This is a genomic window from Bacillus sp. FJAT-29814, assembly GCF_001510715.1.
Taxonomy (GTDB): Bacteria; Bacillota; Bacilli; order Bacillales; family Cytobacillaceae; genus Neobacillus.
The window spans coordinates 806,687-833,254 of sequence record NZ_LMTJ01000001.1 but is presented as its reverse complement, the minus strand read 5'-3'; the positions used below and the strand labels follow the sequence as shown (position 1 = coordinate 833,254).

The window sequence follows — 26,568 nt, the reverse complement described above, 5'->3', positions numbered from 1 at the left end:
GAAATAATCAAAATTTTGTTCAAGTCCCACATTCAATGTTAATTAAACTTCTTATGTATAAGGCTCACACTGAGGGCATTTCCGTAATGATCGCCGAAGAAAGCTACACATCAAAAGCCAGTTTTCTAGATGAAGACTTCATTCCGACCTATAAAGTGGGGGATGAACAATATGTCTTCAGTGGGAAACGAATCTACCGCGGGTTATATCTTTCTCAAAATCATATTTTGATTCATGCAGATGTAAATGCTGCATGTAATATTGTAAGAAAAGTAGTGCCGAAGGCTTTTGCCAACGGTATAGCGGCTGTGTGTTCCCAGCCACATGTGGTCAATGTGCATTAGCACCAACCCAGAAACCCGTGATTTCAATCGCGGGAGGTTCATATGTGATGGATGGGGAAATTGCAGCAGGAAACCACACTATTCATAAATACGAAGCGGTAACTGATAGGGAAAACATATTTCCTGCCATTCATGTAAATAAAAATTCTACCCTTGTGTTGTTCTTGGTTGATATGGATGCGCCGATGTCTATGGCGGGAACGATTAGTGGGTATAAATGAAAAAATTTTTTCATCTTATGGCTTTTATAGGAAATCAACCTTTACTTTTTGGTGGATTTTTGGAGACGGATTTTAAGATAAAACACTCGCGAATGCCGTTAACTAGGTATTCGTGAGTGTTTTTTTAATGAAAATGGAAGTTTTCGGTACGCGCCCTCTGAGGAAAAATCCCTAAAAAAATATAAACAATTAATGGCAGATAGCTTAAACTACTTCTCGTAAATTAATCAATAGCAATGTACAAGCATCTTTTTAGAGGCTGAATATAATGAAATAGATTTAGATAAAAAGGGGGTGAAACCTTGAATAAACCCTGGTTGAACAATTCTTTTATTAGTGAACAGGAATTTAGGTTAAGCAATTCCATGCGTTTAGTTTGGGAACAGCACGTATATTGGACAAGATTGACGATCAATAGCATCGCTTTTAGTTTACCGGATTTAGACGCTAATACCGCACGACTACTCCGAAATGCAACAGATATGGGAAATTTATTAAAGCCCTACTATGGAAATAATGTAGCCTCAAAGTTTAGCAGCTTAATAAGGGAGCATCTTGTAATTGCTGCGGAACTTGTCACAGCTGCAAAAGCAGGCAATCAAAGGGCTGTGGCAGACGCAGAGAGAAGATGGTATGCAAATGGCGAGGAAATTGCTGAATTCCTCAGTACCATTAATCCTTTTATTTCAAGAAGGGAATTCCAAGAAATGTTTTTCGAACATCTGGCACTGACAGAAAAGGAAGCGGTATTAATCCTCCAAAGGGATTTTACAAGAAGTATTGCTGTGTTTGATAAAATAGAGGAAGAAGCTTTACAAATGGCTGACACCATTACGGCTGCAATCGTGAGACAATTCCCAAGAAAGTTCAGAATTTGGTAGCTTCTGATTAAGTGATTCGGCTGGCCATGAAATTCTGATAACCACAGGGCATTTAAAATGATGATGAATGCTGGTTCCGTTTTTTGGCATGAAGAGAAGGTGAAAAAGGATGAAGTGGAAATGGTGCAAATCTTTGTTAGACCTAGGGAAACAGAACTTGACTAGAAAATTCAATTTCATGAAAAGCCAGAGTCTAATAACAGATTATAAGAATACATTCACGAATGCTGTTAACTTAGCATTAGTGAGTGTTTTTTTGTGGATGAAAATGTAAGTTCCCGATACGCGAATTCTAGGTAAAAATCCCTAAAAAAATATATACATTTAATGGCAGATAGATTATACTTTTTTTCATAAATAAAGGAAAACAAACCATTAACTGGAGTTTTCAAGAGGGGTTTGTTAAAGGGGAGAAACTAGATGGGAATGGTCTTGCTTATTTTAGCAGGGGTAATTGAGGTTGGGTTAGCGGTATATAGCATTAAGACGAAATCCAATCAGAAGCGGTTAAGAAATTGGGTGCGGATTGGTAGTTTTGTTGTTTTTGCCGTGTTTGTTACGATTATGAAGTGGAGTTTAAGGTGGGAGATTCCTGCCGCAGTACTATTTCTTTTTGGCATTATCGCATTTATTTCATTGCTTAGAAACAAGGAAGAGAAAAAATATCGTCCTGTAGGCAACCTATTCAAGGCAGTTGGTGTGTGGGCGTTGATCGCTGTTGCTTTATTGCCAGCATTCATTTTTCCACAACATAAGGCAGTAGCAGTATCTGGTAGCCTCAAAATCGGCACAAAATTGTTTACATTAACGGATGAAAATCGAGTGGAAAGTTTCACAGATTCAGGCGAGAATCGAAAGGTCAATATTGAGTTTTGGTATCCACAGAATGGAAGCGGGAAATATCCACTCATCGTCTTTTCTCACGGTGCGTTTGGCATTAAGACAAGCAATACGTCAACCTTTGAAAATCTGGCAAGTAACGGGTATGTTGTTGTTTCGATTGATCATCCCTATCACTCTTTGTATACGAAAGACGCGGATGGCCATATGACATTGGCAAACCAGTCATTTACGAAGGAAATACAAGATGTGAATAATGGTGTTTATGATGAGGAGAAATCCTATGAACTCGGGCAAAAATGGTTGAAATTGCGTACAGACGACATCAATTTTGTGATCGATTCGATTAAGCAACAAGCAGGCGATCAAGCTGCGGATAAAGTGTATCAGTTAATCGACACTGACAAAATTGGTTTAATCGGCCATTCCTTAGGCGGCGCTGCAGCTGCCAAGCTTGGCAGGGATCGAAATGACATTGCTGCGGTCATTAACCTCGATGCAGACTTGCTTGGTGAAGAGCTTGGCGTGAAGGATGGCAAGCCGGTTATTAATAAAGAAATCTATCCTATTCCGTTATTCAGTATTTATACCGATACGATGAAGAGCTTAATGGACAGTGTCACGGACCCGGATGTTGTGCTTCCGCAGAAGTATATTTCGGATACGGCTCCTGATGCCTATGAGGTTCATATTAAAGGAACCAATCACTTGAGTCTTACCGATTTACCAATTGTGTCACCGTTTTTGGCCAATATGATCAATGGTACAAGTGAAAAGGGAAATACGGAACAAACCGCTGATCAATACAAAGTGCTAAGAACGATGAATGGACTTGTCTTGAAATTCTTTAATAGTTACGTCAAGGGCGAAGGAAGTTTTGAAGCAGCCGAGACGTATTAGTCCAAAAGTGTAATGACGGTGGAACGAAGATGACTATTAAACGGAAATGAAGGGTTTTGCTGCTGCAAAATCCTTCATTTTTTAGGAAGTGGAGACAAACGGATATGAATCGAAGAATCGAGCGGTATTTAGTAGAACGGTTGGCAATCGAATATTCCATCATAGGGGAAGGCGAGCCTATTTTCGTGATGCATGGCGGACATTCCAATTGTCATGAAGAATTTGGGTATCAGGCTTTAGTGGAGAATGGTTTCATGGTCATTACCCCGTCAAGACCTGGATATGGCGGGACATCTAAAGCGGTGGGAGAGACTCTATCTAAAGCATGTCTCTATTATGCTAGATTATTAGACCATTTAAAGCTAGAAAAAGTTCACTTGCTAGGAATTTCTGCAGGTGGTGCCAGTGCTATTTATTTTGCTGCAAAATATCCAGAGCGTGTTGGTACGCTGACATTGCAATCTGCCGTGTCGAAAACATGGCTAACACAGAAGGACAAAGAATATAAAGCTGCCAGACTGCTATTTCATCCAAAAGTTGAAAAAATGACATGGATGATGATTTCTACAATGAACAATGTTTTCCCTGGATTTATTTTTAAACAAATGTTTCCTTCCTTCAGTAAGCTGAAATTTAGTGAAGCAAAAGGAAAAATAAATCAATCCGATGTGGAAGCGATTCGAAAAATGAACAATCGTCAACGGTCGGGTTTCGGTTTCATGATCGACTTAGAGCAAGTGAATGAACTTACGATTAAGGTTTTAAAAGCAATTAATTGTCCAACTTTCATTATGCACAGTAAACATGATGGTTCTGTCCGAGTAGAGCATGCCTATCATGATCACGAACATATACCGCTATCAGAACTTTGTCTCCTTGATTCATGGGGACATTTAATTTGGCTCGGGAACTCCTCTAGCGAAACAGATGAGAAGATAAATAGATTTTTGCGTTCTTTTTCGATTTGCAGAATGTAGTAGCAACCGGTAAATATATACATATAGTGAGCAAAGAGCCTCTCCATAAGGAAAGGCTCCTGCTGACCCCTTCTAAATTTATATCTTTAATGATTGGACGTTTCTGGTACTGTTACAGTCATTTCCTGCACTGCTCCAGGATATGGTTTACCGGCATGATCTACAAGCTCAATTTTGATGGTATGATCCCCAGGATCAAGTTCTTTACTCCAAGAACCGATTTGATCCGTAAGTAGATCATCTTGTTTTACGCCATCCACTGTTATAACACCATGGCCCTCCCCTTCATTAGTACCCGCTATAACACCTCCGATAAAGTAGGCAATATTAACCCTTCCACCATGAATCATTGGTTCTCCCATAATTGCTGGCGGTCCAGCCAAGTTGTGATCATCATGAGAAACAAAATACATATGGATATCGAAATGAGGCATTTCCATACCTGCATGTCCGTGCCGTTCAAATTGTATATCCGTATGATCAACAGGAGGGGCAGGCAGACCTTGCATTCCTTCTATTAGCCATGACTTGCCATCTACAAATGCAGATTGTTCAATCATTGCCTCTATAAAAACAAGCTTTCCATTGATCGTTCCAAAGATTGGACCATTGGGAGGCATACCCCCATCCGGTGCTGCATTAAGATTGAACCAGTGTTCACCCATGCCGGGTACCATCGGAGTTATTTGTTCGACTCCATTAGGCAAGATGGTGATATTGAGTGTCTCATTCTTAACCATTTTATTAGTAGAAGGTGTATCAACCCCCATCGCTGAGTGAATAACTTCATCAATTCCAAGTGTTTCTTGGAGAGCTTGTGCCGGTGCTGTTAACACGCCTTTATAAACATAGATTGAACCATACTGATCGGTGACCTTTTTTCCATTTAAAGTTAGAGTTTTTTTGCTTGGCTCCCAATTAATTGATGCATGATAAAAATCCGCAAAAACTGGAACTGACAAGTAGTAAGTATCATTTTCCTTGTGTGCATTTGCATCATTAACGGCAATACCGTTAAGAGTGACTGAAAAAGTTGCGTCAGCGTTCTTATTTGAATCTGCAAATACCGTTGCACCCGCGACTATTGAACAACCCAACAGTGTGGAGGCTAGAACTGTGATAGCCTTCCTTTTGGACCTACGTAACTTTTCTAACATTTATGCACTCTCCCTCGATGATTTATGCGACTTTTTTATCAGGTCTGATAAATGCCACAAGGGCTATTTTACTACCTATTTTCTGTGATGTTTGTAAATTAATGGTGTCGACTAAAATTTTTCTAATGAGTGTTGTCAGCTGCCGTAATCATGGCAGTTTTTTTGTATATTCGACAAAAGGGAAGTCAAAAATATATGAGTTTTGGTCATCACCTGAGAGCATTTTTAGTAGGGTTATTTAACTTACTGAAGCAGAATAAAAAAATGTATATTACGGCAGTACAGAAAAATAAACTAAGAATAACATTGGAGAGTAAAGGGCTAGATATAGTTTCACGGTGTCTGACACTTTTGCTTTGGCTGTGAAAACCTTAATTTTAGATTTTTAAAGAAAAATGAAAACAGGGAGAGGAAGAAAAATGAAAGTCAATAAAGTTTCAGAGAATATTTGGAGCTTAAAGACCTGGATTATTATCCCTATTCATGTGTGGGTCATTGTTGATGGCGATGGGGTAACACTAGTAGATGCTGGGATACCGACGATGGCAAAAGGCATTATGAATTTTATCAAAGAACTGGACGCCGGCCCTTTGCAAAGAATCTTATTAACTCATGGCCATCCTGATCATGTTGGTGCTATAAAAACTATTTTATCAGAAACAAAAGTACCCGTATATGCACACCGAATTGAAATTCCATATATGGAAGGTGAGCTTCCTTATCCGAAACAAAAAAAAGCTAAACAGACGGTACCTAAACAATTAATCCAAGCGCTTCAAGAAGATGAACAAGGCAACTTGAATTTGATTGGCGGGCTGAAGCCTCATCTTACTCCAGGCCATTCTCCAGGACATGTTGTCTACTACCACGAAAAGGATCAAGTGTTAATAGCAGGCGACCTCTTTACCTCCAAAAAGGGGAAGATCCATCAACCAATCTCAATGTTTACTTCAAATATGCAAGAGGCAGTGAGAAGCAGCGCTATTGTGGGAGAATTAAAACCCATAAGGTTAGAGGTTTGCCACGGGAACCCTGTATTCCATCCGGCAAACCAGCTTGAAGAATATGTTAAAAAAATGGGGATATGAGCAAGAATATATGTAAAAATATAATCTTGCTCAGGAGAGAAAAGAAAAATTTAAAACCTAGATAAATTATTAATAGATTTAAAAAAGTTAATGTAAATTTAACACCATAGGTATATTTACCAATTCACAATTCTTTCTCAGTAATATTTTTTAATAGTTAAATATGTTTGATATTTATTCATCGGAATGTATATGAAGGTATAGAACAGGGTAGTGGTTTTATGTGAAAATAGAAATGGTGGGAGTACACCTAAGTTAACTCACCAGCACCCCATGTGCTGCACATATACTTCGCTCATGTGAGTGTTTCTCGCAACTCAATATAAAGAAAGGCAACTAACCCTTTGGGCGTTGCCTTAATGTGTTTCCTGTCTTTGGAAAGACAATACTTCAATCTCAGTCCTGGTAACTTTGAATCATATTAGCCATGTGTACATAGGAACCGCCAGCGCGTAATGCGGAGGCAACCATAATAGCTTCTGCTAGTTGCTCACTTGTTGCACCGAGTTGTTCGGCTTTTTTCGTATGAACGTCGATGCAATATGGACATTGACTGGCTACACCACAAGCAGTTGCGATTATTTCTTTAAATTTAGCAGTGAGTTTTCCTTCTTTCGTGGCGGCTACACTAAACTCTGAATAGCCTCGGAATCCTACATGGGCAAATTTACCAAGCTCTCTTAAATTTTTCAAATTGGAACGGGCATAGAGAACATCTGATGCATCTACATTTTTTGCATTATGAACATGCGTACTATGGGTGACCGCACCGCCTGCTTCCACCGCCGCGGCAACAAATGCAGCTTCAACTAATTCCTCTAATGATGCCCCTGCGCTTTTTGCTTTCTTAGTATGAGAGTCAATGCAATACGGACACTGAGTAATATGAACAATTGCGACAGCAACGATTTCTTTCTCTTTTACTGTAAGAGCGCCATCTTTAAATACTGCAACATTAAAATCATTAAAAGCTTTTAACTGTTCGGGCGCTAAATCTTTTAATTGAGCTAGATTTTGAGTGTTTTCTTTTGCATATAGATTTGTTGTCATTTTCAAAACTCCCTTTAAACTTTTTATGTTTATTATGTCCGTCTTTTTTTCTTTAGACCCTATAAAAATTTCCCTGCATCTTCTGCTGCATCCAATGCAAGGTTTTCTGTATTCCTTCCGAATACGGCGTCCGAGGCACCGGACCTATTATTGCTTCGTACTTCTTCCCGCTCAAGATTACGGGGTCCTCTGTCAAGTACATCATCTCTACCATCTCTCTCATGAAAGGCTGGAAGATTCCGATGAAGCGAATCATCGTTTTTGACACGGTTCTGATTGACTTTGTATAGCCTGCTTCCTTCCGTAATATATCAATAATTTCTTCGCCCGTTATCGGATGGGCGGATGGGATATTCCAATTTTGATTGTACGAATCTTCCCGTAAAGCTAGCTCCACCATCGCCTTTGCAGCGTCGAATGTAAAAATAAACTCACGAGCGACCTTGAGATCACCGACGAAATTTGCAGTTTTATGCTGAACCACGTTTTTGAGCGTTTCATGAAGCATTGTATTTTCCGCATTGGGTCCATATAAGTCCGGTAAATGAACAATTAAAGAGGGGACACCGCTTCCTTTCAATCGATTTTCCATTGCAAGCCGGATTTTCCCTTTTTTTGTATGGGGCTCTTTCTTCGTCTCTTCATTGACTTCAACGTGGGATTGCCTTCCATAAGCATAAATATTATCCACTAGGGCAATTTTTGCTTGGTGCTTCTTTGCAGCATGGACGACCATCTCGATGCATAAAGGATGCTTCTCCTCCCATTCTGGATAAGGAAAGCTCACTGCATGAAAGATAACATCGACACCATCAGCTGCCGCGATGACGTCCTTTTCCACTAAGGCATCGCCTGGAATAATAGTTACCTTCGTTTGATGCTGATAAAGAGCGTGTAACTTTTCTTTTCCTCTAGAAAAAGCAACAACCTCCACACCACGGTCAGCCAACTCACGAACTAATGCATACCCGATTCCACCCGAAGCACCTAAGACTAATGCTTTCTTCATTACGACCATCCTCCTTTTAATTGACCACTGGTCAAACTTTACTAAAAAATAAAGGGAAGCCCCAAACTGGTACAATGATTTAGAGCAATCCTTTTATAATAAATTGTACATGTGATTTAGCCGCCAACTCCGCTTCGTCAAAGCGTTCAACATATCCGCGATAATGTGAAACAAAGCCGTGAAGCGCGATAAATGCCGACCAAATGTCGATAATTTTCAGTTGTTTTGAAGATAAGGAATGTACTGTTTGAGCAAATTTTTGATAACAGAGGTTGGCTGCTTCCTGGGAGAGACTGTCAACCTCCGTATTTCTTACCATAAACATGATTTCATACTGACTTTGATGGTTTAATCCGAATTCAATAAAGCGAAGAAGCAGGTTAAAAAGCTTTGTTGCATCATCTTCAGGCCCTTGAATGGATTCTTCTATAAGTTTGTTCAATATTGAAAAATCATCTTCGACAACCGCATAAAACAGTTCTGCTTTATTTCTAAAATGGTAATAAATCGCACCATGACTGCAGCCCAGCTCTTTGGCTATATTGCGCATGGAAACTTGTTGAAAGCCTTTTTCCACAAACTGGTGCCGTGCTTTCTGTAAAATTAATTCTCTGGTCAGCTCTTGAGAAGCTGTTTTGCGAGGGGACATATTCAAACTCCTTTAATTGACCACTGGTTAATTATGAGTATAACACTTACTATTTCAAAATGGAAGTAATTTCAATTAATAACATTTAAGGGGGCGCCTGGTGAATTAATGCGGAACTTGCACGAAGCTGCAAAAACAGGCAATCAATGAGCTGTGGCAAATGCAGAGAGTAGAACCGAGTAGGTACTACTGAGGTTTTAGTCTCAATTTTGAAGTAAATGTTATAATATATTGGATTCTTTGTATTTCTTTATGGAGGTCGTTAAATGGATTTATACAAAATTGCAGAAAATATAAATATTTTAAGTGACTTTCTAGGAAAAAGAGATATTGATACTCTGTCCAGTCTGGATTTGAAAGAAAAATACGATATTTCACAAGCGGATTTGCTGATATTATTTGGCGGCAGTATAGCATATGGCTGTGACATCGTTGGGAAAGCTGTTGCAAACAATATTGCCAAGAATTTTATGATTGTTGGTGGAGAAGGGCATACAACAAAAAGTTTACGTCAAGCCATTCACCATGCTTTTCCCGAGATCGAAACTGCAGGGAAAATGGAAGCTGACATGATGAGTGACTATATAAAACGGAAATATGATATTAACAACATTTTGATTGAGCGTCATTCAACCAATTGTGGTAATAACATAACTTACTCGTTAGATGTTATGGAACAAAATAATCTCTCCCCAAACCATATTATAATTGTCCAAGATGCAACGATGCAGCGTAGGATGGATGCGGGTTTTCGTAAGTATCTCCAGGACCCAAATGTTGAAATAATTAATTTTTCTTCGTATAAGGTTAGAGTTGAAGTGAAGGGTAAAAAACTTGTGAGTGACCCGCCTGGAATTTGGGGAATGTGGGACATTGAAAGATATATTTCTTTGTTGATGGGAGAAATTCCGAGATTATTAGATGATCGTAATGGATACGGCCCTAACGGAAAAAATTATATTGCTCATGTTGATATTCCTAGTTATGTATTGAAAGCATATGATGAGTTAAAAGTGGAATATGAAAATTTGATAAGAGTTGCAAATCCTCAGTATGCTTCGAAACAATAAGGTGGAGGGTCCACACTGAATATATAGGAGTGTTATCCAATGCAGAGGAATTATTGGTGCATTGTTTTAGGGATGGTTTGGACTGTTATTTTTTCAGGCTTGAGTTTTTATTGGGCAATGGGCGGCATGCTTGGTGTTAGATCTCTTGGAGGATCGATTTATCAGATGTCCCTAAACCCTTCCCCTTCGTTCGTCATGATTGTATGGCTTACCGGTTTCATTAAATTACTTGGGTTCCTATTTTTGTTGATGCTGCTTGTACAATGGAAGAAGCCTATTATAACCATAATTCTTTATCTCGTTGCGAAAGTGGTAGGGACCTTATTGTTTTTTTACGGATTCCTAAATTTCGTTACCATTACATTAAGTGCGCTAAATATTTTAGATTTTGATTTAGATTCATATGCAACGTTTTGGAGATTACTATTCTGGGAACCATTTTGGATGATCGGTGGAGGTTTTTATTTTTTTTCCATTAAAAGCAATAAATCTTCACTGAACGCTCCTTCTTAATAGATAAAATCAGAAAGGATGATAAAATGTCAGAAATAAAAGATGAAATCATTTTAAGAGGGCTTAAAGAAAATAATTTGAAAAATGTAGATTTAAACATACCAAAAGAAAAAATCATCGTATTTACTGGCCTTTCAGGTTCGGGAAAGAGCTCAGTCGTTTTTGATACATTAGCAACAGAAAGCAGAAGACAAATGACGTTGAACTATCCTCTCTATGTCAGAAATCAAATGCCAAGGTACGAAAGACCGCACGCCGATCTCATGCAAAACTTAAGCCCGGTTGTAGTAGTTGAACAAAGACCTATAGGAGGAAATTCCCGCTCAACAGTAGGCACCTATATGGATATCAATCCATTAATCAGACTTTTGTTCTCGAGAATAGGAAAGCCATCCATCGGTTCTGCCAATGATTTTTCAAGTCAAAGTTCCTTTGGCAGATGTTCAGAATGTGGAGGATTTGGGGAAGTAATTACGCCGAATATAAATAAGCTTGTCGATTTCGATAAATCTCTTCGAGAGTATGCCATTAGATTTAAGCCGTTATCTCCTTCAGGTTGGCAAGGTAATTGGATGATGACGTGCGGATTATTTGATCCGGATAAACCGATAAAGGATTACTCAGAAGAAGACCTCCACCTGCTATTATATGGTCCCCGGGAAGGTGAAAGAGCCTATGCGCCATTTCATACAAAAAATGGACCCCACAATGCAGAGTGGGATGGGTTATTGCCTAGATTTACGCGCGTCTATATAAATAGAGATATCTCAAAACTAAAACAAGTATCCCAAGATGATGTATTAGCAATGTCAACACATTCATTGTGTCCGACTTGCCTTGGTTCAGGCCTAAACCCAAAGGTATTGGAATGTAGAATAAATGGCCTAAATATCGCAGAATACGATCAATTGGAGCTTCCGGAATTACTAGAAGAGCTAAAGAACATAATTGACCCAACGGGAGAATCGATTGCACAACAAGCAATCCCACATATAAAACAACTAGTCGACATGGGACTGGGATATTTAAGTCTGTCAAGAAAAATGGGCACTCTGTCCGGCGGCGAGGCTCAAAGAGTTAAAATCGCCCGTCATCTAGGGAGCAGCCTAAACAATATTACATACATTTTCGACGAACCTAGTGCAGGACTTCATCCAGAAGAGGTAGATCTTTTAATAAAAAAGTTAAAAAGGATAAAAGCTCAACATAATACGGTAATCGTAATCGAACACAATCTATCCGTAATAAAAATAGCGGATGAAATAATCGAGATGGGACCAGGAGCAGGTGTAAATGGAGGGGAAGTTGTCTATCAAGGCAAATTAGCAGGACTAAACAACACTCCAACCGCAACAGCTCTAAATCACAAGCTAAAAATCAATAAACATCCAAGGGTTATAGAAAGTTATTTTAAAATAAACAGAGCAAATAACAATAACTTAAAAAATATAAGCGTCAATATTCCTAAGGATCTCTTGGTCTGTCTTTGTGGAGTATCTGGTTCAGGTAAAAGCTCCTTAATGTTAGAAGCCTTCGCAGAAAAATATCCGGAAACGATTATGGTAGGACAAGGCGGCATCGGAATCTCCAACCGTTCAACCCTAGCCACCTATATGGGAATAATGGACGATATTCGCACAATATTTTCAAAAGAAACAGGACAACCAGCAGGTTTGTTCAGCTTTAACTCTTTGGGAGCATGTCCAATCTGCAAAGGAAAAGGAGTCCTAACACCGGAAGTAGCCTTTGCAGATCCAGTGACGATTCCTTGCGAAGCATGCGACGGAACAAGATATTCGAACGAAGCATTGTCCTTTCGATATCAAAGTAAAAATATAGTAGAGATTTTGGATTTAACAATAGACGAGGCAATCAATTATTTTAAAGCGCCAAAGATCATAAAAAGAGTGCATACGCTAAAAGACGTAGGACTAGGGTATCTGACCTTAGGGCAGACGACAAGTTCCCTAAGCGGAGGGGAAATCCAACGGTTAAAACTCGCAAGTCACTTACAAAAAGAAGGACAAATCTACTTATTAGATGAGCCATCACTAGGACTACACACTGAAGATAATGAAAAACTTTTAGACGTTTTTCAAAATCTCGTGAACAGAGGTAATTCTGTTATCATAATCGAACATAAACTAGACTTTATAGCGGCGAGCGACTGGGTAATAGAATTAGGTCCAGGAGGAGGAAAACAAGGCGGACAAATTATATTTGAAGGCACACCGGAAGAGATGTTACATTCTGAGACATTGACAGCGAAATGGTTTAAGCTACTTTAAAAATTTGACATATTCATGACAAGTTAAATTATGTGATTTACTTCACACTAAAGACAGGCCAAAACCAATATCCTTAAATATGTGAAAGAATTTACATAATAGGTTTTATGGAGGTCTTTTTTATGAGTATGTTTTGTCATCAATGTCAGGAAGCCTTGAAAGGAATTGGTTGTAACTTACAGGCCGGGGTATGTGGAAAGACAAGTGAGGTTGCGAATCTGCAGGATTTGTTAATTTATACACTTAAAGGCGTTGCCTTATATAATCAACAAGCACGTCAAGCTGGCATTCATCTTCCAAAAACCAATCGTCTGATCATCGATGGTCTTTTCACGACTATTACCAATGCCAATTTTGATGAGCATTCGATTTCAAAGCGAATCGAAAATGCTCTTCAAGAGCGCGACCTTATAAAGAACAGACTAATCAATCAGGGTGCCTTTGAAAAACGTCAATATCCGGAATATGCAACTTGGACTGGGAAACGGAATGAATTTGTAAGGAAATCTGAAGAAAAGCAAGTCGGTATTCTTTCAACAGAGAATGAGGATGTACGAAGCTTACGTTCGCTTGATTTATTCGGATTAAAAGGTATGGCTGCCTATGCTGAACATGCCCAGAATTTAGGCTATGAAGACGAGGCGATTTTTGATTTTATCGAGAAAGCCCTTATAGCAACCGAAGATGATACATTAACTGCCGATGACCTTATCGCCTTAGTAATGGAAACCGGAAAATTTGGTGTCGATGTGATGGCGTTACTCGATAAAGCCAATACAACATCTTACGGACACCCTGAAATGACGGAAGTAAATATCGGTGTAGGCAACAATCCGGCCATACTCGTTAGCGGCCATGATTTAAAAGACTTTGAAGAACTTTTGGAGCAAACAGCGGGAACAGGTGTTGACGTTTATACCCACTCTGAAATGCTTCCTGCAAACTATTATCCGGCCTTCAAAAAGTATGACCATTTTATCGGCAACTACGGGAATGCTTGGTGGAAGCAAAAAGAAGAGTTTGAAAGTTTTAACGGACCAGTATTGTTTACCACCAACTGTATTGTACCGCCTAAAGCAAGCTACTCTGACCGCATTTATACAACAGGTGCAACAGGGTATCCAGGATTTAAACATATTCCTGACCGTCAGGAAGGCGGGAAGAAGGATTTCTCAGCCATCATTGAACATGCGTTAAAGTTGCCGGCTCCGACTCAGATTGAAGAAGGAACCATCGTTGGCGGATTTGCACACAATCAGGTGGTTCAATTAGCCGATCAAGTGGTTGCAGCTGTGAAATCTGGCGCCATCAAGAAGTTCTTTGTGATGGCCGGCTGTGATGGAAGAATGAAGTCACGTTCCTACTATACAGAATTTGCGGAGACACTTCCGAAAGATACCGTCATTTTAACGGCCGGTTGTGCCAAGTATCGTTACAATAAGCTGCCTCTTGGCGATATCGGCGGCATTCCGCGTGTTCTTGATGCCGGACAATGCAATGACTCTTACTCTTTAGCCGTGGTTGCCATGAAGCTAAAAGAAATCTTTGAGTTAAATGATATCAATGAATTGCCAATCGAATATAACTTGGCATGGTATGAGCAGAAGGCGGTTATTGTCCTATTGGCCCTATTATATCTGGGTGTGAAAGATATTAAATTAGGACCAACACTTCCTGCGTTCCTATCGCCAGGTGTAGCGAAAGTCCTTGTTGAAAACTTTGGTATTAGCACCATTTCAACCGTTCTAGAAGACATCGAAGCATATATGGCTTTAGCTTAAACGTATGAAAACAAACGAACAGTAATAACCTAAGCCTTGGCCTGGTCTGCTGCTTTTAATGGTAGAGATTTTTTAAAAAGGCTCTGTTATAGCTGAATCTTGATTTCCTAGTGTTTGAAAAATAAACGGAGATTTCCTTCTAAATTGGGAAATACCCATATTTCCCTAAAAATAAGAGGATTTTTCCGTTTATTTTATAAAAATCACTGGATTTTGTCATATTTAGAGCAGTTAATCGGAATATTCCGCTTATTTCTGCTTTTTAAGCCTCGACTACATACATTAGTCGGAATTCTCCGCCTATGAATTCTCATATCTACACGAAAAATTAACAATGAATAATTTAAAAAAGAGTTCCTTTCAGAAGCGAATTTCTAGATTCGTAATGAGGGGGGCTTTTTTTTAATCTTCGTCGCCTTGTTTTTGATAAAATAGAATATGAGGAAATGATTGGATTATTTTAGCTAACTATAACAATCAAAACGGAGGAACTTACATGTCAATTAAACTAATCGCTGTCGATATGGATGGGACTTTTTTGAACAATCAACAGGACTATGACCGGGAACGCTTTTTCAAGCAATACCTAAGAATGAAGGAAGAGGGCATTCGCTTTGTGGTGGCCAGTGGAAATCAATACTATCAGTTGAAGTCCTTCTTCGGCGATTTTCAAGATGAGATTAGCTATGTAGCCGAAAATGGTGCTTTTGTTGTGGACCAGGGTGAGGAATTATTCTCGGCCAATGTTCCAGAGGAGATCGTGAAGGCTGTAACAAAAGAAATTTTGCAGCACACGCAGATTTCTGTTGTTTTATGCGGGAAAGAAAGTGCTTATGTTTTGGAGAGTCTCTCGGAGGAATCTTTTGAGATGATCAATAGGTATTATCATCGGTTAAAACGAGTGCCTACTTTTGATGTTGTCGATGATCAAATTCTAAAATTCGCCTTGGCGTGTCCGTTTGAAGAGACCGAGGGGCTGCGGGATTTGCTTCAGGACAAAATAGGCAATTACCTGACGCCCGTTGCAAGTGGCCATGGAAGTATTGATTTAATTTTACCAGGGTGCCATAAAGCAGCAGGCATTGAGAGGCTCCAGGAAAAATGGGGCCTTAAACCAGAGGAAATGATGGCGTTTGGCGATGGCGGCAATGACATTGAGATGCTGAAGCATGTTTCCTATAGTTTTGCCATGGAAAATGGAGGCGATGCAGTCAAGGAAATAGCCAACTACATAGCTCCTCCCAATACCGACAGCGGTGTGTTACAGGTTATTGATCAATATTTTACCAAGCAGGGGCCGTTCGCGAACAGAAAGTAATGAATGATGGAGCCTTTTTATAGTGGATAAGAAGATAGGCATGTAAACAGGCTTCCAGATTTACATGCCTTTTTTATTAGAATTCAATGTTTTTGAAATACTTACTTAATGTAAAAGCAATTCCATCTTCTTCATTAGAACGAGTCACTTCATCCGCAACCTCTTTTAAGTCATCTACTGCATTGGCCATCGCTACGCCGATTCCAGCATATTTAACCATGGTGGCATCATTGTGCCCATCCCCAAATGCGATCATTTCTTCCCTTTTATATCCCATTGGAATCAGCACAGTATCCAATGCCTTGGCCTTATCAATTCCGTTAGCCGTATATTCGAAGTAAAATGGAGCGGTAAACATACAGCTTAAGTTGTCTTTGAATGGATCCATCATGGCTTTGTAATTTTGCTGAAGGTAATCAGGATCTCCTGCAGTTAAAATTTTATTTAATGGGTAGTCTGCAAATGCGGCTAAATCATCCACTTCACATAACTTGTATTTACCGCCACGTGATTCATATTTAATGATATTAAGTGTGTTCCCATTGTATTCAATTTCATTGTTGAACACATCGTTCACATACATATAGTCATCTTTGTCAATCATTGGCTTAACATCAAACTTCTTCATATGCCCCAGTACAGCTTGTCCTTCCTCAACACTCATCGTTTCGTTGAATAATACTTCGTTTGTCTGACAGTCAACAACCTTTGAGCCATTAAACGAAACGAGAAGCCCATGATTTTCATCCATTTTTAATTCTTTGGCAAAATCCATAAGTCCAGAGGTTGGTCTTCCGGATGCTAGGATTAAAATCGCTCCTGCTTCTTGGGCTTTCATTAAAGCATCCTTCGTCTTTTCGCTAATGACTTTATTGCTGTTAGCAAGCGTACCATCTACATCCATAATAATAACTTTAATATCGTTCATGTTAATTCCACCTTAAGTGTTATGGTAAATTAGACAAGTATTATATCTGTCTTTTTAACTATAAATAAATCTTATCATTTATAGAAAAGGAGATTAATAAGCCAGTAACAAATAATTATTTGTGACAGGAGAAGATAAAAGTTACATCGTTGTAACAACCTGTTACTTAGGGGGGCAGGGATGACTCACATCTCGATTGTCCCTAAGCACTAAGTCGATGTTAAAAATCCAGCACAGTGTTACATGCTTCTATATGATAAAATGGAAATAGTGCATAAATCGAGTATAGATTGTTGTTGAAAGCAGTGATGGGAATGGTAATGGAGAATCCATTGAATAAAAAATTATACCGAAGACTACTTTTAGGGGATTTATTTTTTGGAAGTAGGAGCAGCCTAATTATCCTACTGCTATATGTCATGTTGTGGCGAGTTACTTACACGATTACACTAATCGGGCAATTGAAAACCAATATTCCGATTTTTCTAGCACTTTGCTCCTTTTTGCTTGTCATGTTTATACATATTTTTATTGTTTATCGCAAGTATATGAAACAAGACTGGATTTACCGTGGGGACAGCCAGATTGAAATCAATGAGACGCAATTCGTTTTTGCAACAAGGGATTCCAAGGACCGTCATGTTTTACCCATCGGAAATTTAACTAAAGTAAAGGAAAATAAAAAGTGGTATTTTCTGTACTTTCCAGATTACACGTTTATCCCGATTTTAAAGGTTACGGGATATACTCACGATCAAAAGCCCGCTAAGCCGATTCTTTGGAAATGGACGGTGTTAATTTTTTCGTTGGTTACCATTTTGGGAGGATATTATGTTGGTTCCAATGCGGTCAATTTTAGAGGGGCTTTAGCTTGGAAGATCTTCGAGTGGAAAACAGAGACGGTACTAAAGCTAGAGGATGATAATTTTTATACCACCAGACTGAATGGAATCATCGAAGCTGTTAAAGCGGAAACGGAACTGGAACCGTATTTGATGACCAATGATGTAAAAATAGAATTTAACAAGGATGGAACCATAACAGATATCTACACGTATATTTATGGGTTTGACAAAAACCAAAAGTTACAATCGGGATATTTAATTTATACAAAGGGAAATAAGATCAAGCTCCATAAACAGGATTGGAAAGGGCAAGGAACGGAGGTTTACAATCCGAACAACGATTTATCGATTGTCATTAAAATGCTGAACTGGATCCCTGTTAAAGAGGAAATAAAGCAGTGGAATGAAGAAAAGAATGCTGTCCTGTATAAAGGAATAAGAGACTGGAGAAGTCCGGAGGGAATTCGTTTTATCGATGAAAAAGGAAAAATTTATATTCCCGCCACGTCGGAAACAGAAACAGGACCTACGATTTCTTTATACATTCCGGGCAAAGAGGATAACATTACACCAAAGCGGTTTATTTATGAACCATTTTATCGTGGAGATTATTGAGGTAAGGATGAACGCAGATGAAAAAAACTAGCAGTCGATTACTCATTTTCATATCCATATTCATAGTTATTTTCGTTATTTTTCAATTGGTGAATGGAGGACCTGAAAGCCCCAATACGGAACCGGTCAAAGTAAAAAAGGTTGATATAAACAGTAAGCTTCCCTATACTGTTCAAGTGGAAGAATCTGATCAAAAACCGGAAACGATTGCTTACCGAGTGTGGTTTGATTTTGTGAAAAGTTTAGAGCGTGAGGGAGCGATCGTTAATCCGGGCTTTACTAGATTTACGAAATTGTCGGGAGACGAGAATTCTTTTGTCGCAGCGGTTGTTTTTCAAGTAGAGATCCCGGAAGGAACACAAGAAATCGATTACGGTTGGGGAAAGATGGAGGAAAATAGAGTAGTTCCTAACATCGTTTGGAAACTGACGATCAATAAGGAAGAGGAATTAACGTACACCTTAACTAAGATTGAAAGAACAACGGATACGGAAATTGGTTTGCCGCCTGTTGAGTCTCTGGAAGAATATCGCAAACAGGCCGGTATGGAGAAACCTTCGAAAAATATTAGGTATGAAATGAAGGATGAAACGCTTAGGGTCACCTATGATAATGGAAAAAACTGGCGGGATGTTCCTGCTCATGTTGGGGAATTATTAGGCAGTGAATCCACTGTTACTAAACAACAGTTAATCGACGGCAGCTATGTGCTTAAACCGGAGATAACAGCGTTTGTATTGAACGGAGGGTCGCGGGTCCTGGTCAGTACGGATAAAGGGAAATCTTGGCATGATGCCGTCGTTTCGGATCAGCTGCCATTTTTACGCTTCCTTAAATTAGGGTTCACTTCTGCCCAGGATGGGTACCTCATAGTGACCGGCGATAAAACAATGAGCAGTGAGGCGCACTTTATTTTTAAAACCAACGACGGCGGGAAGTCCTGGGCAAACGCTGGCCCGGTGAAAGACGTCTATTCCTTAGTGACCGACGGCGGGTTTATTAACGCTCAGCTAGGCTTCATGTCCTTTGGTGAATTGCGCTATGAAGCTCAGCCCCCTGTTCCAAACCTATATCGGACTGCCGATGGCGGAGCGAACTGGGAACGCGTAGAGGTTCCGATACCCGAGGAGTATCAGGGCTATTTCACGATTGCGGAGGTTCCTATTTTTAATGGAAATGAAGGCACTTTGTTAGTTAAACAAGGACCAGATGGTGATTACTTGGGCGGAAAGGTATTGGCCAAGTTTACCTCGGCCGATCAAGGGAAAACATGGTCATTTGCTGGGTTGGTCGATCCGAATGGGGTGCTTCGAACGAAGTAGGGCGACTCAAAAGCCAAGTAGTATAAATATTAAAGGAGACAGAACAAAATGAATATCATTGTTACTAGTTTATTCGTACAAGACCAAGATAGGGCACTGGAGTTTTACACAGAAAAGCTCGGATTTGTAAAAAAACATGACGTTCCGATGGGGAAATTCAGATGGATTACGGTTGTTTCTCCTGATGCTCCTGAAGGTACCGAGCTTGTGCTGGAACCGAATGAGCATCCTGCCGCGCAGGAGTATCAAAAGAAGTTATTTGCTGATGGCATTCCCGCAACCATGTTTGGCGTTGCAGATCTCAATCAAGAATATAAACGATTATTGGAAAACGGCGTGAAGTTTACGAAGGAGCCAACCAAAATGGGCGAAGTCACAATAGCGGTCTTCGATGATACTTGCGGCAACCTTATTCAAATTATACAGAAATAACTGATGCACCAGACCCTTGATTTCGGATAATCAAGGGTATTGTTTTTTGCCTATTTAATTATGAGGTTTTTCAAAAAAAGTCTTAGAAAAAAGGATAGCCACCCAATATTTCTATACAAATGTTCGCATAGTTCCCCGCTGCTTAACGAATAATATGACAGTTAGAAAAGGGGAGATCAGAATGCCTAACGATGGGAAAAAACAGGATGTTGTCGAGCAGCCATTAATGTCAACCGGTACGACTGAGCCTGGGTTTAAAGTGGATCCTGAGAAATCAGAACCAGTCAACCAGCCTAAAATTGGTGACACGGTTATTGGAAACCAGGGTAAATGAAAGTTCATGATAGGACAAATTATTTTTTAGGAGATGAATGGCAATGGAAAAAAAGGATGATTTCTTAAAAGGGGCAAAAGTCACCAACGATAATCAAATTTACGGGACACCGAATAGCAAGAGTAAAAATGGAACTGGTGATTCGCCAAATGATAACGGGGGCAGGACAAAAGGGATTCCGAACAACTGATCCATCAACCAAGAGCTACTTGGTTGATTTTTTCTGCGGACATTTTGTGATGAATTTGGATGGGTTTTGTCCGCAGGAAGCGGTTCAGCATTAATCATCTTAAAATAATGGCTCCGTTATTATTAATTGCTGATTTTTGTGCAGATAAGAGAATTCATAAGCGGAGAATTTCCTGCTAATGTATATAGGGGAAGCCTAAGAAGCGGATTTAAACGGAGATATTCCGGTTAATGGCTCTAAATAAGGCGAAATTCAAAGATTTGAATAAGATAAGCGGAAAAACTCCCCTTATTTTTAAGGAAATATGGATATTTCCCAATTTAGCCGGAATTTCTCCGTTTATTTTTCAAACACGGTGAAATCAACACTCAGCTATAACAGATCTTAAATAATAGTAAAACAGAGCAGCCGCAATGGGTGCTCCGTTACCTAGGAATTTGACAATACTTCTTTAATTTTGGAAACCACCTCGCCAGGACTGAATGGTTTAGAGATAAACCCGCTAGCTCCTAATTCCAATGCACGCATTTGGTCTTCTTCTCCGCTTTGCGCCGTTAGCAAAATAACAGGAGTTTCTTTGAGTTTTCTGAGTTCTTCCAGCACCTGGAATCCATTCTTCCCAGGCATAAAAACATCTAAAAGGATCAAATCATAATCTTCGTTTAACGCATTATTTAAGCCGTCTTCGCCGTTATGTTCCACATTGACATGCCAGGATTCCCGTTGCAAATAAATCTTTAAAAGGTTACTGATTCTCGTCTCATCTTCTACAATCAAGATTTTCAATACTAGTAGTCCCTCCAAATTATTTCCTTATTTCTATAATAGCAAGGGTTTTCCCTTTGTGCATAGTGAAAAACACAGTTAGTTTTAATTTAATATATTTTTATATGGGTATTTTGGTAAATTATTATAAGGATACAAAATTTATTGATTTAGAAGCTCATCAAGAAGGAGACTTTTTAAATGAAAGAATTGCCAAAAACATCACGCCAAATGAAAAGGATTTTTTGGGTTAGTGACCTTCACTAATAAACGCCCAGGACTCTGGGCGTTTACCATTTACAAATGGGTTACGTATTAAACAGCGTCCCATTCAATGCCGCAATATACCTGTCCGCCGACTTTTGGACGGACAATTTCGCATTCTCTTTCACAATGCCGTGAAAAGCATTATATATTCGGTCAAACTGAAATCCGGCAGTGGTAGCTGCCATTTGACGCACTTTTGCTGCCGGCAGCGGGATCAAATTAGGGTAGCTATACATGAAACTGACCCATTTTTGGTCGGCGACCACCTGGATGATATCCCCTGTTAATAGAATGCCTTTTTGCTCATTTCCGTCTTTCCATTCTAAAACAGACCCGCCTTTAAAATGCCCGCCTAACCGATGGATCACTAGACCCTTATGCAATTCGAGAGACTCGCCAGACCAGAAAATGATTTTGTCACTTGGCCGCATGACCCATTCACGATCGTCTTCATGGATATAAATCGGCACATTGAAGGCCTCGGCCCATTCAACCTGCGTCGAGTAATAATGCGGGTGGGATAGTGCAATCGCTTGAATTCCGCCTAATTCGTTGATCCTGGCAACTGTCCGTTCATCAATATACGTAATGCAATCCCATAACAAATTGAAGCCGCCGCTCTGGACAAGATAAGCCGTTTGGCCAATTCCAAACTTTGGCGTGGTTTTTATGCTGAATAACCCTAGTTCTTCAAAATGAAAAATGTTCTTGTATTCGCCATTAACCAATTCCTCCAAGGTTGTCCAAGCCTGCCCGTTTGGGTTTATGTATTGGCGTTCTTCATCACAAATTAAACAATGTTCCGGTTCTTCCATCGCAAGTTCGTACTGGACCCCACAAGTCTCACAAATATAGTTCTCCATATATCCCCCAACCCTTCCAAAATATGTATACGGATGTTGTTATCATAACAAATGGAAAATAGATTTTAAACTTAAAAGTATTAGAGTTTTTTACTACAACTGGACTATTTTTAAAAAGGGATTGGCTGTTGTGGCATTGAAACAAGATTCATCCATATAATTGTTCTACACCATTATTGAAGGGGGATTGGTTTCATGAATCAACAAACCTTGATATTGGATTTGGATGATACGCTGATTCATTGCCATAAGTACTTTAAGGAGTCCCAGAACAAATTTGGACTATTAATGCAAAAGTGGTTTAAGAAATTATCGAAACAGGAATTGATCCAGAGGAAGACCGAAATTGACATTCGAAATGTGGAGGATTACGGTCTGCATTCCGTAAATTATCCTGTTTCGCTTGTCGAGACTTATTTATACTATTGTAAAAAATACAAAAAGAAGCTGGATGAAAAGAAAGTCGCGCAAATTCGGGAAATTGGCCAAAGTGTCTTTGAACGGAACGTGGAGCCCTTTCCCCATACCTTTAACGTGCTCCGCAGGCTACAAAGTGATGGACATCGATTGTGCCTGTTTACTGGCGGGGATATTGCTAATCAACTTCGGAAAATTACCCAATTAAACCTTGAACAGTTTTTCGATGGAGGGGTGTTTATTTTTGAAAAAAAGGATAAATATGCCTTAAGGAAAGTCTTGCACCAGTTGAATGGTGATAAAAAATCGACGTGGTTGATTGGGAATTCGTTGAGGTCAGATATCAAGCCGGCCATTGAGCTGGGCATCCATGCGGTTCATATACCGTCAGAGATCGAATGGTGTTATAACATTGTCGATGTTGAGATCGAGCCGAGCGGCACGTTTGCCGAACTTCCATCCCTTCAAGAACTCCCCGGCTATTTACAAGAACATTGCTTTCATTATAAAGTCATCAGGGCTGGCACCCAATAACCCTCCGCTTTAAAATAATTCCATCGTTATTGTAAAAAAACGACTAGTCACAAACGATTAGTCGTTTTACCATTCCCTTATGATAAAAGTCATAGAATATTCCCTTGATTCAAGGAATATTTTTTTAACATTTGTCAATGGTAAATAGTAGAAATGTGTTGATTATTTTTTCAGAAAAATATAAAATTAAAGCGGGATAAAAGAAATAACGCTTTTATCTTACTAAAGGATGGTCTTTTTTTGGAAAAGAAACAAGTTCAAATGGAACTGGCCAGCTATATTGGCCGGACACTCCGCGAAAATTTTGGCAAAGGTCCCGAATCTGTTTTTGTTTCATTGGGGGATTCGATATTAACGGTGTACCTAAGGAATTTTAGCACCCCAATGGAAAATGTTCTGCTAGGGCAGAAACAAGATATGTTGGTTCAGCGAACAAGGGACATTTTGATGGGGACATTGATTCCTGAATTTAAAGCGTACATTAAAGTTCTCACTGGAGTGGAAGTAAAAGAATTTTATTATGATTGGAGCTTGCAGAATAACAGCGGTGTTTTTGTCTGCATTGGGTCAAATTTCAATGATCGTGATTTTGACGAAGATTTTCAAGGCAAACAGGCTGTTGAGGAAGAGATTCGGCTTATTAGCATACAGGCTCAGAAGGAACCTGATAAGATATTCTCGTTCCGATTAAATGACAGAACACTGGTCGTCTTCCGAAAAGGGATTCTTGTCCCGATTGAAAAAGAACTAATCATGTTAGGAAACTCTGAAGCGTTAAAGTTGGCGAAGCGAAATCTGGAAAAACGGTTACTCCATAATAAAAGGACTTTTGAGGGGATTCTTCAATCAAAAGTGGTTGATATTTTTGTGGATTGGGATTTTCAGCTTGATAAAAGTGCCATCGTACTGATTTTGTCTCCAACAGCATAGAGGCGGAAGTGAGTTAGACAATTACTATTGAGCTAAACACAAGCCAAGATGGGATTTTTTGTCCTGTCTTGGCTTTTTTTATAGTGTTAGAAGATTATGGGGAAAGGAACTGAGATAGAGAGATGAACAGTCCTGTAGAGAATTTAAAGAGCGAGAAACAATTGTTATTAAAGAAATATGCTGATGAGAGGATTAGCAACAATGAAGTCCTAATTAATGAGAATAAGGATGCCATTTGCTATTTGGATTTGGAAGGGTATGTGGTGAAGGTTAATCCGACATTTGAAAAATTAACCGGGTATAGCGCTGCAGAAGCGCTGCATATGAAAAAGCAGCAGTTTTTTTCGCTGGATTGCCTTGATCGATTGTTCCATGCTTGTCATAAAGCGACGCTGGGCCGGGTGCAAAACTTTGATTGTCAAATGCAGACCAAAGACGGAGCATTTGTCGATGTCAATGTCACCAACATCCCCATCGGTGCCGATAATAAAATTATCGGAATTTGCTTGGTGGCTAGAGATATTAGCCATATAAAAAAGAAAAAGGCAGAGGTTAGGGAGATTGAAGAGTTCCATCGGGTATTAACCGAAAACGTGCTCGATGTAATCGTCTGTACGAACCTGCTGGGAAAGATCGTCTATATTTCACCCTCCTGTGAAATGATTTCTGGTTTCACGCCTGAGGAGGTTGTCGGCAAATCCTATTCCGAACTGATTTATCCTGAGGATTTGGACCTAGCTAACACGAATCATAATATTTCAATGACACTACTAGAAAACACTCGCGGCAACTACCGCGTCCGCAAGAAAGATGGAGAGCTTATTTGGATTGAGACACTAAGTAAGCCGATTGTCGATCCGGAAACGAACACTGTCGTTGAAGTCGTGTCTGTGTTTAGGGACATTACCGAAAGGATCAAGGCTGAGGAAGACCTATGGAGCCGAAAACGGGCGTTTCGCGACTTAGTCGAGCATTCACCCGATGCTGTCGTAATCACGGATTTTAATGATATCCTCTTTATTAACGAAACCGGATTTGAGTTATTAGGTGCGGAAACAAGTGACGAGATTTTGGCCAAAAGGTTCTTGGATTTTATACATCCTGTAGACCATCGAAAAGCCAGAGAGATGATTGAAACCGTTCATAACGGTGATACTATCGATTTTCAGGAATATAAGATTACCAGAATGGATGACACTTTTTTTGACGCAGAGATAAAAGGAATACCTACGTATTTTAATAATCAATCAGCCCAGCACATCATTATTCGCGATATCACCGAGCGGAAGAAAACTCAGGATCTTCTGCTTCATTCTGAAAAACTGTCGGTTGCCGGACAGTTAGCGGCGGGAATTGCCCATGAGGTTCGAAACCCATTAACCGCGATTAAGGGATTCCTCCAGCTAATGGAGGTGCAATTGGATAACAAAGCGTACGTGGAGATTATCCAGTCGGAGATAGAGCGAATTGAGCTGATTCTAAGTGAGCTTTTAGTTCTGTCAAAACCGCAGGAATCAAAAATAGAAACGGTCGACTTGATCTTGTTGATTGAAGAAATTAAAACGCTAATCGATACGCAGGCAATTATGAACAATGTGCTGATTTACATAGAAACAGATTTCAAACAACTGTTGGTTAACTGCGATAAAAACCAGCTTAAACAAGTATTTATCAATTTTTTTAAAAATTCGATTGAGGCGATGCCGGACGGTGGAACTGTTACCGTGGAATTAAAGAGAGTAGGTACGGACAAGGTGAAAATTTTCTTCAAGGATACCGGAGTCGGCATCCCGCCGCACGTATTAAAACGGATTGGGGAACCGTTCTTTACGACAAAGGAAGGCGGCACCGGTTTGGGGATTATGATTTCCAAGCAAATTATTGAAAACCATCACGGCAGCGTCCATTTCTGGAGCGACGACCAGGGCACGATTATTGAGGTCATTTTGCCGGTGGGATAAGGTATCTACTCGGGTGGAGTGGGGGAAATGGCGGGTTCGCGGATATATTTGATTTATCGCGGATATATCGAATTTATCG

General features: G+C 39.6%; 25 protein-coding genes and 1 pseudogene. 19 read left to right on the top strand and 7 right to left on the bottom strand.

All coding sequences use genetic code 11. The annotated features are described in order from the left end of the window. From AR334_RS29835 to AR334_RS03895, 5 genes and pseudogenes are all read left to right on the top strand, one after another. Positions 1 to 344, top strand: a pseudogene (locus AR334_RS29835) (hypothetical protein); the annotation flags it as partial. A 47-nt stretch (positions 345 to 391) separates the two neighbouring features. Further along, the gene (locus AR334_RS29370) at positions 392 to 565 is read left to right on the top strand and encodes a hypothetical protein (protein WP_156431167.1); all 174 of its coding nucleotides are present in this window, start codon (positions 392 to 394) and stop codon (positions 563 to 565) included. A 302-nt stretch (positions 566 to 867) separates the two neighbouring features. Beyond that, positions 868 to 1,446, top strand: coding sequence for an acetylglutamate kinase (locus AR334_RS03905; RefSeq protein ID WP_082692773.1), 579 nt, complete (start codon positions 868 to 870; stop codon positions 1,444 to 1,446). Positions 1,447 to 1,866: 420 nt separating this feature from the next. After that, positions 1,867 to 3,186 carry a dienelactone hydrolase family protein gene (locus AR334_RS03900; protein WP_066305119.1) on the top strand — a complete coding sequence of 440 codons (1,320 nt, stop codon included), beginning with the start codon at positions 1,867 to 1,869 and terminating at the stop codon, positions 3,184 to 3,186. A gap of 104 nt (positions 3,187 to 3,290) precedes the next feature. Beyond that, a complete protein-coding gene (locus tag AR334_RS03895) occupies positions 3,291 to 4,163 on the top strand; it encodes an alpha/beta fold hydrolase (RefSeq protein ID WP_066305116.1) in 873 nt (290 codons plus the stop codon). A gap of 86 nt (positions 4,164 to 4,249) precedes the next feature. On the opposite strand, the gene AR334_RS30105 is transcribed toward AR334_RS03895, so the two are convergent. Then, positions 4,250 to 5,320 (bottom strand): hypothetical protein, encoded by a 1,071-nt coding sequence (locus AR334_RS30105; RefSeq protein ID WP_066305114.1) that lies wholly within the window; start codon positions 5,318 to 5,320, stop codon positions 4,250 to 4,252. A 419-nt stretch (positions 5,321 to 5,739) separates the two neighbouring features. Here AR334_RS30105 and AR334_RS03885 point away from each other — a divergent pair, with 419 nt between their 5' ends. Further along, on the top strand, positions 5,740 to 6,408 hold the full coding sequence (locus tag AR334_RS03885) for an MBL fold metallo-hydrolase (protein ID WP_066305113.1): 669 nt from the start codon (positions 5,740 to 5,742) through the stop codon (positions 6,406 to 6,408). 396 nt (positions 6,409 to 6,804) lie between these two features. Here the strand turns inward: AR334_RS03885 and AR334_RS03880 are convergent, their stop codons facing one another. The 3 genes from AR334_RS03880 to AR334_RS03870 all read right to left on the bottom strand — a co-directional run bounded on the left by AR334_RS03880 (position 6,805) and on the right by AR334_RS03870 (position 9,116). Beyond that, complete coding sequence (locus AR334_RS03880; RefSeq protein ID WP_066305111.1) at positions 6,805 to 7,458, bottom strand: carboxymuconolactone decarboxylase family protein; 654 nt, start codon at positions 7,456 to 7,458, stop codon at positions 6,805 to 6,807. 52 nt (positions 7,459 to 7,510) lie between these two features. Next, positions 7,511 to 8,467 carry an SDR family NAD(P)-dependent oxidoreductase gene (locus AR334_RS03875; protein ID WP_066305109.1) on the bottom strand — a complete coding sequence of 319 codons (957 nt, stop codon included), beginning with the start codon at positions 8,465 to 8,467 and terminating at the stop codon, positions 7,511 to 7,513. A 79-nt stretch (positions 8,468 to 8,546) separates the two neighbouring features. Then, positions 8,547 to 9,116, bottom strand: a complete 570-nt coding sequence (locus AR334_RS03870; RefSeq protein ID WP_066305107.1) for a TetR/AcrR family transcriptional regulator — start codon at positions 9,114 to 9,116, stop codon at positions 8,547 to 8,549. Positions 9,117 to 9,382: 266 nt separating this feature from the next. On the opposite strand from AR334_RS03870, the gene AR334_RS03865 reads away from it, so the two are divergent. The 5 genes from AR334_RS03865 to AR334_RS03845 all read left to right on the top strand — a co-directional run bounded on the left by AR334_RS03865 (position 9,383) and on the right by AR334_RS03845 (position 16,086). Continuing rightward, a complete protein-coding gene (locus AR334_RS03865) occupies positions 9,383 to 10,186 on the top strand; it encodes an ElyC/SanA/YdcF family protein (protein ID WP_066305104.1) in 804 nt (267 codons plus the stop codon). Positions 10,187 to 10,225: 39 nt separating this feature from the next. After that, a complete protein-coding gene (locus tag AR334_RS03860; RefSeq protein ID WP_066305102.1) occupies positions 10,226 to 10,699 on the top strand; it encodes a DUF3995 domain-containing protein in 474 nt (157 codons plus the stop codon). Between the two features lie 26 nt (positions 10,700 to 10,725). Continuing rightward, positions 10,726 to 12,987, top strand: coding sequence for an ATP-binding cassette domain-containing protein (locus tag AR334_RS03855; protein ID WP_066305098.1), 2,262 nt, complete (start codon positions 10,726 to 10,728; stop codon positions 12,985 to 12,987). A 122-nt stretch (positions 12,988 to 13,109) separates the two neighbouring features. Further along, positions 13,110 to 14,768 carry a hydroxylamine reductase gene (gene hcp / locus AR334_RS03850; RefSeq protein WP_066305095.1) on the top strand — a complete coding sequence of 553 codons (1,659 nt, stop codon included), beginning with the start codon at positions 13,110 to 13,112 and terminating at the stop codon, positions 14,766 to 14,768. 496 nt (positions 14,769 to 15,264) lie between these two features. Next, positions 15,265 to 16,086: a Cof-type HAD-IIB family hydrolase gene (locus AR334_RS03845; RefSeq protein WP_066305089.1), complete on the top strand. Its 822-nt coding sequence runs from the start codon at positions 15,265 to 15,267 to the stop codon at positions 16,084 to 16,086. Between the two features lie 76 nt (positions 16,087 to 16,162). On the opposite strand, the gene AR334_RS03840 is transcribed toward AR334_RS03845, so the two are convergent. Further along, positions 16,163 to 17,014, bottom strand: coding sequence for a Cof-type HAD-IIB family hydrolase (locus AR334_RS03840; RefSeq protein ID WP_066305087.1), 852 nt, complete (start codon positions 17,012 to 17,014; stop codon positions 16,163 to 16,165). Between the two features lie 332 nt (positions 17,015 to 17,346). On the opposite strand from AR334_RS03840, the gene AR334_RS03835 reads away from it, so the two are divergent. The 5 genes from AR334_RS03835 (at position 17,347) to AR334_RS29830 (ending at position 20,752) form a co-directional block, all read left to right on the top strand. Beyond that, positions 17,347 to 18,474, top strand: coding sequence for a hypothetical protein (locus tag AR334_RS03835; protein WP_172799148.1), 1,128 nt, complete (start codon positions 17,347 to 17,349; stop codon positions 18,472 to 18,474). Between the two features lie 17 nt (positions 18,475 to 18,491). Next, the gene (locus AR334_RS03830) at positions 18,492 to 19,796 is read left to right on the top strand and encodes a hypothetical protein (protein WP_066305082.1); all 1,305 of its coding nucleotides are present in this window, start codon (positions 18,492 to 18,494) and stop codon (positions 19,794 to 19,796) included. Positions 19,797 to 19,844: 48 nt separating this feature from the next. Next, the gene (locus AR334_RS03825) at positions 19,845 to 20,228 is read left to right on the top strand and encodes a VOC family protein (RefSeq protein ID WP_066305080.1); all 384 of its coding nucleotides are present in this window, start codon (positions 19,845 to 19,847) and stop codon (positions 20,226 to 20,228) included. A gap of 181 nt (positions 20,229 to 20,409) precedes the next feature. Further along, positions 20,410 to 20,562, top strand: a complete 153-nt coding sequence (locus AR334_RS29365) for a hypothetical protein (RefSeq protein ID WP_156431165.1) — start codon at positions 20,410 to 20,412, stop codon at positions 20,560 to 20,562. A gap of 43 nt (positions 20,563 to 20,605) precedes the next feature. Continuing rightward, complete coding sequence (locus tag AR334_RS29830; protein WP_172799147.1) at positions 20,606 to 20,752, top strand: hypothetical protein; 147 nt, start codon at positions 20,606 to 20,608, stop codon at positions 20,750 to 20,752. 429 nt (positions 20,753 to 21,181) lie between these two features. Here AR334_RS29830 and AR334_RS03820 read toward each other — a convergent pair whose 3' ends face one another. Together AR334_RS03820 and AR334_RS03815 are read right to left on the bottom strand one after the other, a co-directional pair. Beyond that, a complete protein-coding gene (locus AR334_RS03820; protein WP_066305078.1) occupies positions 21,182 to 21,538 on the bottom strand; it encodes a response regulator transcription factor in 357 nt (118 codons plus the stop codon). A 287-nt stretch (positions 21,539 to 21,825) separates the two neighbouring features. Further along, positions 21,826 to 22,647 (bottom strand): hypothetical protein, encoded by an 822-nt coding sequence (locus AR334_RS03815; protein WP_066305074.1) that lies wholly within the window; start codon positions 22,645 to 22,647, stop codon positions 21,826 to 21,828. 195 nt (positions 22,648 to 22,842) lie between these two features. On the opposite strand from AR334_RS03815, the gene AR334_RS03810 reads away from it, so the two are divergent. The 3 genes from AR334_RS03810 (at position 22,843) to AR334_RS03800 (ending at position 26,489) form a co-directional block, all read left to right on the top strand. Further along, the gene (locus AR334_RS03810; protein WP_066305073.1) at positions 22,843 to 23,598 is read left to right on the top strand and encodes an HAD family hydrolase; all 756 of its coding nucleotides are present in this window, start codon (positions 22,843 to 22,845) and stop codon (positions 23,596 to 23,598) included. Positions 23,599 to 23,838: 240 nt separating this feature from the next. After that, positions 23,839 to 24,528 (top strand): Na-translocating system protein MpsC family protein, encoded by a 690-nt coding sequence (locus AR334_RS03805; protein WP_253701173.1) that lies wholly within the window; start codon positions 23,839 to 23,841, stop codon positions 24,526 to 24,528. A gap of 122 nt (positions 24,529 to 24,650) precedes the next feature. Further along, positions 24,651 to 26,489: a PAS domain S-box protein gene (locus AR334_RS03800; RefSeq protein ID WP_066305071.1), complete on the top strand. Its 1,839-nt coding sequence runs from the start codon at positions 24,651 to 24,653 to the stop codon at positions 26,487 to 26,489. The last annotated feature ends 79 nt before the right edge of the window (positions 26,490 to 26,568 follow it).

What these genes read in the sequence shown, in the direction of transcription:
- AR334_RS29370 (WP_156431167.1), top strand. Translation starts at nt 392, where the DNA reads ATGGATGGGGAAATTGCAGCAGGAAACCACACTATTCATAAATACGAA.
- AR334_RS03900 (WP_066305119.1), top strand. Translation starts at nt 1,867, where the DNA reads ATGGGAATGGTCTTGCTTATTTTAGCAGGGGTAATTGAGGTTGGGTTA.
- AR334_RS03895 (WP_066305116.1), top strand. Translation starts at nt 3,291, where the DNA reads ATGAATCGAAGAATCGAGCGGTATTTAGTAGAACGGTTGGCAATCGAA.
- AR334_RS30105 (WP_066305114.1), bottom strand. Translation starts at nt 5,320, where the DNA reads ATGTTAGAAAAGTTACGTAGGTCCAAAAGGAAGGCTATCACAGTTCTA.
- AR334_RS03885 (WP_066305113.1), top strand. Translation starts at nt 5,740, where the DNA reads ATGAAAGTCAATAAAGTTTCAGAGAATATTTGGAGCTTAAAGACCTGG.
- AR334_RS03880 (WP_066305111.1), bottom strand. Translation starts at nt 7,458, where the DNA reads ATGACAACAAATCTATATGCAAAAGAAAACACTCAAAATCTAGCTCAA.
- AR334_RS03875 (WP_066305109.1), bottom strand. Translation starts at nt 8,467, where the DNA reads ATGAAGAAAGCATTAGTCTTAGGTGCTTCGGGTGGAATCGGGTATGCA.
- AR334_RS03870 (WP_066305107.1), bottom strand. Translation starts at nt 9,116, where the DNA reads ATGTCCCCTCGCAAAACAGCTTCTCAAGAGCTGACCAGAGAATTAATT.
- AR334_RS03865 (WP_066305104.1), top strand. Translation starts at nt 9,383, where the DNA reads ATGGATTTATACAAAATTGCAGAAAATATAAATATTTTAAGTGACTTT.
- AR334_RS03860 (WP_066305102.1), top strand. Translation starts at nt 10,226, where the DNA reads ATGCAGAGGAATTATTGGTGCATTGTTTTAGGGATGGTTTGGACTGTT.
- AR334_RS03855 (WP_066305098.1), top strand. Translation starts at nt 10,726, where the DNA reads ATGTCAGAAATAAAAGATGAAATCATTTTAAGAGGGCTTAAAGAAAAT.
- hcp (WP_066305095.1), top strand. Translation starts at nt 13,110, where the DNA reads ATGAGTATGTTTTGTCATCAATGTCAGGAAGCCTTGAAAGGAATTGGT.
- AR334_RS03845 (WP_066305089.1), top strand. Translation starts at nt 15,265, where the DNA reads ATGTCAATTAAACTAATCGCTGTCGATATGGATGGGACTTTTTTGAAC.
- AR334_RS03840 (WP_066305087.1), bottom strand. Translation starts at nt 17,014, where the DNA reads ATGAACGATATTAAAGTTATTATTATGGATGTAGATGGTACGCTTGCT.
- AR334_RS03830 (WP_066305082.1), top strand. Translation starts at nt 18,492, where the DNA reads ATGAAAAAAACTAGCAGTCGATTACTCATTTTCATATCCATATTCATA.
- AR334_RS03825 (WP_066305080.1), top strand. Translation starts at nt 19,845, where the DNA reads ATGAATATCATTGTTACTAGTTTATTCGTACAAGACCAAGATAGGGCA.
- AR334_RS29365 (WP_156431165.1), top strand. Translation starts at nt 20,410, where the DNA reads ATGCCTAACGATGGGAAAAAACAGGATGTTGTCGAGCAGCCATTAATG.
- AR334_RS29830 (WP_172799147.1), top strand. Translation starts at nt 20,606, where the DNA reads ATGGAAAAAAAGGATGATTTCTTAAAAGGGGCAAAAGTCACCAACGAT.
- AR334_RS03815 (WP_066305074.1), bottom strand. Translation starts at nt 22,647, where the DNA reads ATGGAGAACTATATTTGTGAGACTTGTGGGGTCCAGTACGAACTTGCG.
- AR334_RS03810 (WP_066305073.1), top strand. Translation starts at nt 22,843, where the DNA reads ATGAATCAACAAACCTTGATATTGGATTTGGATGATACGCTGATTCAT.
- AR334_RS03800 (WP_066305071.1), top strand. Translation starts at nt 24,651, where the DNA reads ATGAACAGTCCTGTAGAGAATTTAAAGAGCGAGAAACAATTGTTATTA.